This window comes from Micromonospora sp. CPCC 206060 (genome assembly GCF_036906895.1).
In the GTDB taxonomy this organism is placed as follows: Bacteria; Actinomycetota; Actinomycetes; order Mycobacteriales; family Micromonosporaceae; genus Micromonospora.
In genome coordinates this window covers 490,433-500,705 of the sequence record NZ_JBAKHU010000001.1, presented here as the reverse complement: position 1 = coordinate 500,705, position 10,273 = coordinate 490,433, and the positions used below count along the sequence as shown (strand labels likewise).

Below are 10,273 nucleotides of genomic sequence, written 5' to 3'. Positions count from 1 at the left end.
AGCCTTCCAGCGCCGATGGTACTGCACTCGGGAGGGTGTGGGAGAGTAGGACGCCGCCGGACAACTTTACAGGTGTGGGCCATCCCGTAAGGGATGGCCCACACGTGTATCTGTCGTTGTGTGAGCAATTCGTTCCGGGCCGCAGCGTCCGGGGGCATCGCGGACCAGGTGTGCCCCCGGTTGCCGCCGCAGGCCGGTTCGACGCAGTTCGGTTCGACGGCAGCCGGACGCCAGGGTCTCCTCGGACCGTGCTGGGGAGCCTTGCCCTCCCGTTGCTTTTAGCGCCGGGTCTGCATGTCCTGGCGGAGTTGACGCAACAGGGCGGCGGAACTGTCCGCGTCCCGGTTGGCGAACATCGCCATCACGACGCTGCCGTGGTCGGCCCAGCCGCACACCGCGAAGCTGCCCTCCGCGTCGGTGGTACGGCCGCACTTCATCACGCCGCCCAGGTCGCCGGCGGGTACGTCACGGATGCTGGTGACCTTGCCGGTCTCGTCGGACATCAGGGTGAAGAGGCTGTCCAGGTCGCGCTCCGGCTGCCAGAGCAGCGTGGTGCCGCCGAACACCAGGACGGAGCGTTTCGGGTCGGCCGGGTCCTGGTAGACCGCGCCGATGCTGCGGTCCAGCTCGATGTCGGCCGCGAAGCCGCTGCGCAGGTACTCGGCGGTGGCCAGTGCGCGTTGGCTGTCGTCCCGGCGTAGGCCGCCGGCGTCGGCCGGTACCTCCAGCACGGCGTCCTTCTGGCTGACCACCCGCCAGCCGGCGAGGCCGCCCGCGGTGAGGCCGGCGAGGCTGACCAGGAGCACCGCGCCGAGCAGGATCCGCTTCCGCCGCCCTGCCGGGGTACCCCGGCGACGGTCCTCCGCCGGATCCGGATAGCCCAACGGGATCGGTTCCGGGGCCAGTTCGACCGGCTGCGGTTCGTCCAGCGGGTGCCGGGCGGAAAGATGCGCATCGGACATAGCCGCCACCGTACGCGAACAGGAGGTGGCGCACGTCAGGTCCACCGAACCGCTCCGTAGACTTTGTGGGTGACCGAGAGACTGGATGCCCATCGCACCGATGCCCCGACCCTGTCCGCCCAGTACCAGCCGGGCGAAGTCGAGCAGCGACGGTACGAGCACTGGGTAGCCGCCGGATACTTCCGGGCTTCCACCGACAGTGAGAAGCCCCCGTTCACCATCGTGATCCCCCCGCCGAACGTGACCGGTTCGCTGCACATGGGGCACGCGTTCGAGCACACCCTGATGGACGCCCTGACCCGCCGCAAGCGGATGCAGGGGTACGAGGCGCTCTGGCTGCCCGGCATGGACCACGCCGGCATCGCCACCCAGAACCTGGTCGAGCGGCAGCTCGCTGGGGAGGGCCTGTCCCGGCATGACCTGGGCCGGGAGCGCTTCGTCGAGCGGGTCTGGCAGTGGAAGGCCGAGTCCGGCGGCAAGATCCTCGGCCAGATGCGCCGGCTGGGTGACTCGGTCGACTGGGACCGCGAGCGCTTCACCATGGACGAGGGCCTCTCCCGGGCCGTGCAGACCATGTTCAAGAAGCTCTACGACGACGGCCTGATCTACCGGGCCGAGCGCATCATCAACTGGTGTCCCCGCTGCCTGACCGCGCTGTCCGACATCGAGGTGGAACACACCGACGACGACGGTGAGCTGGTCTCCATCCGGTACAGCGACGACGTGGTGGTGGCGACCACCCGGGCGGAGACCATGCTCGGTGACACGGCGGTGGCCGTGCACCCGGACGACGAGCGGTACCGGCACCTGATCGGCACCGAGGTCGAGGTGCCACTCACCGGCCGGCGGATCCCGATCGTCGGCGACGAGCACGTCGACCCGTCGTTCGGGACCGGCATGGTGAAGGTGACCCCGGCGCACGACCCGAACGACTTCGAGATCGGCCAGCGGCACAACCTGCCCTCGCTGACGATCATGGACGAACGTGGTGTGATCACCGCCCACGGGCCGTTCGAGGGTCTGGACCGGTTCGAGGCTCGCCCGGCGATCGTCGCCGCGCTGCGCGAGCAGGGCCGGGTCGTGGCCGAGAGGCGGCCGTACGTGCATGCGGTCGGGCACTGCTCGCGGTGCCGGACGACGGTGGAGCCCCGGCTGTCGCTCCAGTGGTTCGTCAACACCAGCCCGCTGGCCAAGGCGGCCGGCGACGCGGTGCGGGACGGTCGGGTGCGGATCGAGCCGGCCGACATGGCCAAGCGTTACTTCGCCTGGGTCGACAACATGCACGACTGGTGCATCTCCCGCCAGCTCTGGTGGGGGCACCGGATCCCGGTCTGGTACGGCCCGGACGGCGAGGTGGTCTGCGTCGGGCCGGACGAAAAGCCGCCGACCGGCGACGGCTGGTACCAGGACGAGGATGTGCTGGACACCTGGTTCTCCAGCGGGCTGTGGCCGTTCTCCACGCTCGGCTGGCCGGAGCGGACCGCCGACCTGGCGAAGTTCTATCCGACCAGCGTGCTGGTCACCGGGTACGACATCCTGTTCTTCTGGGTCGCCCGGATGATGATGTTCGGCCTCTACGCGATGGACGGCCGGCCGCCGTTCGACGTGATCGCGTTGCACGGCATGGTCCGGGACCAGTTCGGCAAGAAGATGTCGAAGTCGTTCGGCAACGTGGTCGACCCGCTCGACTGGATCGACCGGTTCGGTGCGGACGCGACCCGGTTCACCCTGGCCCGGGGCGCGAACCCCGGCCAGGACGTGCCGGTGAGCGAGGAGTGGTGTCAGGGCTCGCGGAACTTCTGCAACAAGCTCTGGAACGCCACCCGGTTCGCCCTGATGAACGGCGCGCACTGCGACGGCCCGGTGCCGACCGGTGACCAGCTCTCCACCGTCGACCGGTGGATCCTGTCCCGGCTCGCGACCACGGTCGCCGAGGTCAACGAGCAGTTCGAGGCGTACGAGTTCGCGAAGGTCTGTGACGTCCTGTACCACTTCGCCTGGGACGACGTCTGCGACTGGTACGTGGAGCTGTCCAAGCCGGTGCTGGCTGCCGGCGGCGAGCGGGCCGAGGTGTCCCGTCGGGTGCTCGGGCACGTGCTGGACCAGTTGCTGCGCCTGCTGCACCCGGTCATCCCCTTCGTCACCGAGGAACTCTGGACGGCGCTCACCGGCCAGGACACCGTGCTGACCGCGGCCTGGCCGACGGTGGCCGGGGAGCAGGCCGACAGCGCCGCCGAGACGGAGATCGCGACCCTCCAGACCGTGGTGACCGAGATCCGCCGGTTCCGGTCCGACCAGGGGCTGCGGCCGGCCCAGCGGGTCGTCGCCCGGCTCGACGGGCTGGACGGGGCGGGGATCGCCGCACACGAGCCGCTGATCCGGTCGCTGGTCCGCCTCGACGAGGCGGGTGCGGAGTTCCAGGCCAGCGCGACCCTCGCGGTCGCCGGTGCGGTGCGTGTGGCACTGGACACCCGGGGCTCGATCGACGTGGCGGCCGAACGCGCCCGGCTCACCAAGGACCGGGCGGCGGCCGAGAAGGAAGCCGCCCAGGCCCGCGCGAAGCTCGACAACCCGGCCTTCCTCGGCAAGGCACCCGAACCGGTGGTCGCCAAGATCCGGGAACGGCTGGCCACCGCCGAGGCAGACCTCGCCCGGATCACCACCGCTCTGGAGGCGCTGCCCTCGTGACCGCCCGTACTGATTCCGCCGAGGTGGACGCCGCGCTGTCCGGGCGCGGCTTCACCCGGATGGTCTTCGACCTGGACCGGATCTCCGACCTGCTCGACCTGCTCGGCAGCCCGCAGCGGGCGTACCCATCGATCCACCTGACCGGCACGAACGGCAAGACCTCCACGGCCCGGATGATCGACTCGTTGCTGCGGGCGTTCGGGTTGCACACCGGGCGGTACACCAGCCCGCACCTGGAGACCGTCCGGGAGCGGATCAGCCTGGACGGCGAGCCGGTCAGCGAGGAGCGGTTCGTCAACACGTACCGGGAGGTGGCGCCGCTGGCCGAGCTGATCGACCAACGGGCCGACGAACCGTTGACGTACTTCGACATGACCACCGCGTTGGCCTTCGCCACGTTCGCCGACGCGCCGGTGGACGTGGCGGTGGTCGAGGTCGGGCTCGGCGGTGCGGAGGACGCCACCAACGTTCTGCACGCCGGGGTGTGCGTACTGACTCCGATCGGGCTCGACCACACCGAGTGGCTCGGTGACCGGATCGAGGACATCGCGCTGGCCAAGGCGGGGATCATCCACAAGGGGGCGACGGTGATCGCCGCCGCGCAGGAGGAGGAGGCCGCCCGGCCGATCCTGGAACGCTGCGCCGAGGTGGGGGCCACCATCGCCCGGGAGGGCGTGGAGTTCGGGGTACTGCGCCGGTCGGTGGCGGTCGGCGGTCAGGTGCTCACGTTGCAGGGTCTCGGTGGGGTCTACGACGAGGTGTTCCTCCCGCTGCACGGGGCACACCAGGCGCAGAACGCCGCCGTGGCGCTCGCCGCGGTCGAGGCGTTCCTCGGCGCCGGGGCGAACCGGCAGCTCGACGTCGAGGCGGTCCGGGAGGGTTTCGCCTCGGCCAGTTCGCCGGGGCGACTGGAGAAGGTCCGGACCGCGCCGACGGTACTGCTCGACGGGGCGCACAACCCGCACGGGATGGCCGCCACGGTCACCGCGTTGCAGGAGGAGTTCGCGTTCAGCCGGCTGGTCGCGGTGGTCGGCGTACTGGCCGACAAGGACGCGCCGAGTCTGCTGGAGTTGCTCGAACCGGTGGTCGACGCGGTGGTGGTGACCCGGAACAGCTCACCGCGGGCGATGCCCGCCGACGAACTGGGCCGGCTGGCCGCCGAGGTCTTCGGTCCGGACCGGGTCGAGGTGGCCGCCGATATGCCGGACGCGATCGAGGCGGCGGTGGCCCTGGCGGAGTCGGACGTACCGGGCGAGTTGAGCGGGGTGGGCGTGCTGATCACCGGTTCGGTGGTAACGGTCGCCGACGCCCGTCGGCTGCTGAAGAAGTGACCGGGCCGGAGCAGGGAGCGGGCGGACCGGTGCAGGGCCGCCCGTCCGGCCTGCGGAACCCGGGGCGGGCGGTGAAAGGGCTCGGTGCCGGGACGCTGATCCTGGAGACGCTGGTGCTGCTGCTGGCGATCCAGCCGATCCGGGTACTCGGCGGCGAGTTGACCGGTACCACGATCGGGGTGATCGTCGCCCTGGCGGTGCTCGCCGTGGTGCTCTCCCGGCTGCTCGATCGGGGCTGGGCGTGGCACGCCGGTACGGTGCTCCAGGGGCTGCTGATGCTCGCCGGCTTCCTGCACTGGTCGCTTTTCGCGCTCGGGGTGATCTTCGCGCTGGTCTGGGCGTACGTGCTGCACGTGCGGCGGGCGATCCTGGGCTGAGCGCGTCGGTCGACGGACGCCGATCGGGCCGGTGGGACATGTCCCACCGGCCCGATCGGCGTCTCGGGTCAGTGGATGGTGCGGTCCCGCCACTGGGTCAGGGCGATGCCGTGCCCGTCCGGGTCGCGGAACGCCGCCGCCCACAGCTCCAGCCGGGTACCCCGGTTGACCACCCGGGGGGCGTAGGTGAACCGCACCCCGGCATCCCGTAGCCGTTCGTGGGCGGCGTCGATGTCCGGTACCTCCAGGTTGAGGTGCACCAGCCGGCGGTTGATCGGGGCCGCCTCGGCGATCTCCCGGAGCACGAGCCGGGTGCTGCCGGAGGCGAGGACCGCGTTGCCGTCGCCGCCGTCGATCTCCAGGAAGCCGAGGGTGTCGGTGTAGAAGGCAACCGACCGGAGCAGATCGGTGACGAGCAGCGTGATCCCGACGCCACTGATCGGTGCCCCGCTGCCGGTGGCCGGTTCGGCGGGGTATAGGGCGGGGTCGACCAGGTCGCCGTCCCCGCCGGTCGGCAGGTCGTCGAGGGGCAGGTCGACCAGCTCGTCCCGCTCGTCGCCGCCGGTTGGCGGAAGGAGCGGCCCGTCCACCGGGTCCGCAGACACGGTGGTGACATTTACCGTCGCCTCGACCTCCGGATCGATCCGGGCGGGGGGGACCGTCGGCGCGGCGGCCGGACGGCGGGGCAGCGGCGCGGCAGGTGGTGCCTCGACCAGGGTGCCCTCCAGGACGACCAGACCGCCCGGAGTGTGCCGGACCACCACCGGTTCCCGGTCGTCCGGCAGCCCGTCCAGGTCGTCGACCGGACCGGTCGGGACCGGGTCACCGATGGGCGGCAGGAGATCGTCGTCGGTCGACCGGGTGGTCCACGGTGGCGGGTCCTGCTCCCGGCGGGCCCACGGCGGGGCGTCCTGACCGATCAGCACCTCGTCGAGGGGTGCGGGCTCGTCGAACTCGGGAGGCAGGCCGGCGGCGGCTGCGGCGGCAGCCGCCTCGGCGTGCGTGGGGACCTCGTCCCAGAGGATGCGTACCCGCCGCTGGTCGTCGATGGCCACCCGGACCGGCAGGGTCTGCCCCGGCACCGGCCACTTCGCCACCGGCACCCGGGGCTCGATGAGCTTCTTGGAGCGGGGTGGCAGCCCGGGTGCGTCGATCACGATCTGCAACTCGCAGCGGCCGAACGCGTACGACGCGGGTGGCTCGGAGACGCTCTGCACGTGGGCGGAACCGATCACCCAGGCCCGTCCGCCGCTGCGGACGGTGCCCAGCGCGATCGACAGTGCCACCAGGGCGACCCCGAGGGCGACGATCGCCCAGCTGGTCATGCCCAACCCGAACAGGGTGATGAAGGTGGCCACGGTGCCGAGCAGCGCGGCGAGCAGCTTACGCGCGGGTGCGACCGGTCGTTGGGCATTCGCCACAGTGGACCTCCCTGGGTTAAGGCCAGGCTAGGCCGGACCCGCCATGCAGGGGAAGACTCCGCCGGGGCATGCGGGACCGATCCGCCCGGCCGGCGCAGCGGCGCCGGGGGTGGCTCGCTAGGCTGACCGTACCCAGCCAGAGGCCGTACCGCTCCCAGGAGGAACCAGCGTGTCCAGCAGCAACCCGGACGAGCGCACGCTCGTACTGATCAAGCCCGACGCGGTCCGGCGGGGCCTGGTGGGCGAGATCATCGGCCGCTTCGAGCGCAAGGGTCTGCGGATCGACGCGATGGTGTCCCGGATGATGGACGCGCAGCTCGCCGACGAGCACTACGCCGAGCACGTGGACAAGGCGTTCTACCCGCCGTTGAAGGACTTCATGACCGGTGGTGCGCTGGTCGCCCTGGTGCTCTCCGGCGACCAGGTCATCGACGTGGTCCGTGGTCTGGTCGGGGCGACCGACGGGCGGAAGGCCGCCGCCGGGACCATCCGGGGTGACCTGTCCCTGTCGAACCGGGAGAACCTGGTGCACGCCTCCGACTCGGTGGACAGCGCCAAGCGGGAGATCGCCCTCTGGTTCCCCGAGCTGGACTGAACCGAATGGCGTGAACGGGGCCGGGCAGCCACCGCAGGTGCGGCTGCCCGGCTGCCGGTCATTCCTGGACCGGCGGCTGCATCCGGGTGCTCACCGCGATCCGGTTCCACACGTTGATGGTGGCGATCGCCACCACCAGGTCGGCCAGTTCCTTCTCCGACCAGTGCTTCGCTGCGGCGTCCCAGACGTCGTCCGGTACGCCGTGCTCGCCGAGCCGGGTGACGGCGTCGGTGAGGGCGAGGGTCGCGCGTTCCCGTTCGTCGAAGAAGGGCGCCTCCCGCCACGCCGCGACGGCGAAGAGCCGCTGGCTGGTCTCGCCGGCCGCGAGAGCGTCCCGGGTGTGCATGTCGATGCAGAACGCGCAGCCGTTGAGGACCGAGGCCCGCACCTTCACCAGTTCGAGCAGCCGATGGTCGATGTTGGCCCGGATGTAGCCTTCCAGCCCGCGTACGACGCGGTATGCCTCCGGGGCCACCTCGGCCAGGTTCATCCGTCGCATGGAGTACCTCCCTGTGGTGAGTCAGTCACCGTCAGGACGGGGCTCGTGGCGGTGGTGTGACCGGTCCCGGCTGTGACGACGGTCGCAGGCGTACCGACCGCGCCCGGAGCTGCCGGGTTGCCGTGTCGACGCTGCTCAGGACGGTGCCATCCACCATCCGGGTCAGCAGCGGGTCACCGTTCCAGCCGCCCGAGGGGGTGGGTAACGTGAGACCGCCCGCTCCATCAGCACGACCGCCGGAGGACCCGTGCCGCTGCTCTACACCATCGGCAAGCTCACCGTGGGCAACGGCATGCGACTCGGCTGGCGCCCGACCGTGGAAGGGCTGGAGAACGTACCGGAGACCGGCGGCGCGATCTTCGCCGGCAACCACCTCTCGGTTGCCGACGAACTCTTCCTCGGTGCGGTGGTACCCCGGCACATCGCCTTCTGGGCCAAGTCGGAGTACTTCACCGGTACCGGGTTCCGGGGCTGGCTGACCAAGACGGTGATCGGTGGCCTCGGAGCCATCCCGGTCGAGCGGGCCGGCGGTCGGGCCGCGCTCTCCGCCTTCGACGCGGCGATCCCGGCGCTACGGGCCGGCGAGCTGGTCGCGGTCTACCCGGAGGGGACCCGCTCCCCGGATGGACGGCTCTACCGGGGCCGGACCGGAGCCGCCCGGCTGGCCCTGGCGGCCGGGGTACCGGTCATCCCGGTCGGCATGATCGGCACCGACCGGGTGCAGCCGATCGGTGCCCGGGTGCCGCGGCTCGGTGCCGGACGGGTCACCGTCCGGTTCGGTAAGCCGCTGGAGTTCACCGGGCGGTCGGACGACCGGACGTCGTTGCGGGAGATCACCGACGAGATCATGAGTGAGATCCAGCGGCTGACCGGGCAGGAGTACGTGCCGAGGTACGCGCCCTCGAAGACCGCGCCGACCCCGCAGGGCTGACCGGTCAGGGCGGGTCGGGGCGTGGCCGGTTGCCGACAGTCAGCCCCGGGTGACGATCCCGTCGCGGAACTCGGCGAGCAGGGCGGCGCTGTCGGTCACCGAGAGTCGGGTGAACACCCCGGTGCCGAGGCTGCCGTGATCGGCCCAGGTGCAGACCACCACGGCGGCGCCGTCCAGCCGACCGGTGCCGCAGCTCTGGTACTGACCGCGTAGGTCGGTCTCGATGGACTCGATGCCGGTGATCTGGTAGGTCGTGCCCAGCCGGGTCAGCTCGTCCGTCACGTCCTGCTCCGGGGTCAACCGGAACCCGGTGCTGCCGAAGACGATCACCTGTTTACCGCTGGTCCGGTACACCCCGGCGAAGATGTCCTCGGCGAGCAGGTGGGCCGCACCGGTCTCCTGGACGAGCCGTTGCGACAGCCGTTGGCTGGCCGCGTCGTCCCGCAGGGTCAGGTCACGGACCTGGTCCGGCAGGGCGGCCTTGGCCGGGTACTGCTCCCACATGGGTTTGCCGAAGTACGCCGGGCAGCCGCAGCAGCAGGCGATGGTGAGCAGGGTCAGCAGCATCATCCGGCCTGGCCAGCGCCGCTTGCGGCGTACCGCCACCGGGACGTACCCCCGGGGGGCCTGCCAGTCCGGCGGTGCCGGCTGCGGCCGGTCCGGCTGACGGCGTTTCAGCGACCGGCCGGACGGACCGGCCGACGGGGCGGGCCTGGCTGGCGGGGCGGGCACGGGTGGTGGGGAGACCGGTCGGCTGGCGGCCGGCGGGGGTGTCACCGGTCGTGGGGTGACCGGTTGCGGCGGGGAGACCGGCGGTCCCGGGAACGGGTGGGCGGCCGGCCCGACGGCGGGCCCCGGGTCGGGTGGTACCGGGTACGGCCTGGTGGGCGCCGGTCCCGACGCCGGGTAGGGCAGTGTCGGCGACACGGGCGGATAGGCGGTGCCGGGCACCGTCCAGGGATCGGCTTCGGTGTCGGCGTCCGCCCACGGATCGACCGGCTCGGCCGTCTCCGGTGACCGGACCGGCAGGTCGCCGGCGGGGTTCCGGGGCGCGGGAACGGGCTGGCCCGGCCGGTCGCGCCGGGCGGCGGGGGGTACCGGTGCGGACCCCGTCCAGCGGGGTACCTCCAGCCGGGTCGGTGCGGGGCCGGCCGGTGCCGTCCCGGCCACCCGTGGCTGCCCGGCGGCGGTGGTCCCATCCGGGTCAGGGCGGGTGTCGGTACCGGTGGTGTCGGTGGCCCCGGCGGTGCTCTCCGACCCGGCCGGCTCCGCAAGGGTGCTCTCCGACCCGGCCGGCTCCGCAAGGGTGCTCTCCGGCTGGTCCACGGGGACTGCCGGCTCGCCGGCGCGGGGCGTGGGCACCCCCCGGGGCGGCTCGGCGGCCGGTGGTTCCGCCTCCGGCTGCGGCTGGAGCATCGCGGCAATCTCCTCTCGGGCCGAACCGAGGTTAGTACCGCTGTGCCAGTTCC

At 71.8% G+C, this 10,273-nt stretch carries 9 protein-coding genes; 5 read left to right on the top strand and 4 right to left on the bottom strand.

From position 1 onward, the window contains the following. Positions 1–278 precede the first annotated feature (278 nt). Positions 279–962: a hypothetical protein gene (locus V6U90_RS02290; RefSeq protein WP_334430842.1), complete on the bottom strand. Its 684-nt coding sequence runs from the start codon at positions 960–962 to the stop codon at positions 279–281. A gap of 69 nt (positions 963–1,031) precedes the next feature. Here V6U90_RS02290 and V6U90_RS02285 point away from each other — a divergent pair, with 69 nt between their 5' ends. From V6U90_RS02285 to V6U90_RS02275, 3 genes are read left to right on the top strand one after another with little or no spacing between them, the layout of a single operon-like run. After that, the gene (locus V6U90_RS02285) at positions 1,032–3,650 is read left to right on the top strand and encodes a valine--tRNA ligase (protein WP_334430840.1); all 2,619 of its coding nucleotides are present in this window, start codon (positions 1,032–1,034) and stop codon (positions 3,648–3,650) included. Further along, on the top strand, positions 3,647–4,981 hold the full coding sequence (locus tag V6U90_RS02280; protein ID WP_334430839.1) for a bifunctional folylpolyglutamate synthase/dihydrofolate synthase: 1,335 nt from the start codon (positions 3,647–3,649) through the stop codon (positions 4,979–4,981). Before V6U90_RS02285 ends, V6U90_RS02280 begins: the two co-directional genes overlap by 4 nt. Before the next feature lie 29 nt (positions 4,982–5,010). After that, the gene (locus tag V6U90_RS02275; protein WP_442933500.1) at positions 5,011–5,358 is read left to right on the top strand and encodes a DUF4233 domain-containing protein; all 348 of its coding nucleotides are present in this window, start codon (positions 5,011–5,013) and stop codon (positions 5,356–5,358) included. Between the two features lie 68 nt (positions 5,359–5,426). On the opposite strand, the gene V6U90_RS02270 is transcribed toward V6U90_RS02275, so the two are convergent. Further along, positions 5,427–6,779 (bottom strand): VOC family protein, encoded by a 1,353-nt coding sequence (locus V6U90_RS02270; protein WP_334430837.1) that lies wholly within the window; start codon positions 6,777–6,779, stop codon positions 5,427–5,429. Between the two features lie 169 nt (positions 6,780–6,948). On the opposite strand from V6U90_RS02270, the gene ndk reads away from it, so the two are divergent. Further along, positions 6,949–7,374, top strand: a complete 426-nt coding sequence (ndk, locus tag V6U90_RS02265; RefSeq protein ID WP_334430836.1) for a nucleoside-diphosphate kinase — start codon at positions 6,949–6,951, stop codon at positions 7,372–7,374. Positions 7,375–7,432: 58 nt separating this feature from the next. Here the strand turns inward: ndk and V6U90_RS02260 are convergent, their stop codons facing one another. Beyond that, positions 7,433–7,873, bottom strand: coding sequence for a carboxymuconolactone decarboxylase family protein (locus V6U90_RS02260; protein ID WP_334430835.1), 441 nt, complete (start codon positions 7,871–7,873; stop codon positions 7,433–7,435). 247 nt (positions 7,874–8,120) lie between these two features. On the opposite strand from V6U90_RS02260, the gene V6U90_RS02255 reads away from it, so the two are divergent. Further along, entirely contained in the window at positions 8,121–8,804 is a 684-nt protein-coding gene (locus V6U90_RS02255; RefSeq protein WP_334430834.1) for a lysophospholipid acyltransferase family protein, read from the top strand. A 39-nt stretch (positions 8,805–8,843) separates the two neighbouring features. Here V6U90_RS02255 and V6U90_RS02250 read toward each other — a convergent pair whose 3' ends face one another. Next, a complete protein-coding gene (locus V6U90_RS02250) occupies positions 8,844–10,220 on the bottom strand; it encodes a hypothetical protein (RefSeq protein ID WP_334430833.1) in 1,377 nt (458 codons plus the stop codon). Positions 10,221–10,273 lie beyond the last annotated feature (53 nt).

What these genes read in the sequence shown, in the direction of transcription:
- V6U90_RS02250 (WP_334430833.1), bottom strand. Translation starts at nt 10,220, where the DNA reads ATGCTCCAGCCGCAGCCGGAGGCGGAACCACCGGCCGCCGAGCCGCCC.
- V6U90_RS02260 (WP_334430835.1), bottom strand. Translation starts at nt 7,873, where the DNA reads ATGCGACGGATGAACCTGGCCGAGGTGGCCCCGGAGGCATACCGCGTC.
- V6U90_RS02290 (WP_334430842.1), bottom strand. Translation starts at nt 962, where the DNA reads ATGTCCGATGCGCATCTTTCCGCCCGGCACCCGCTGGACGAACCGCAG.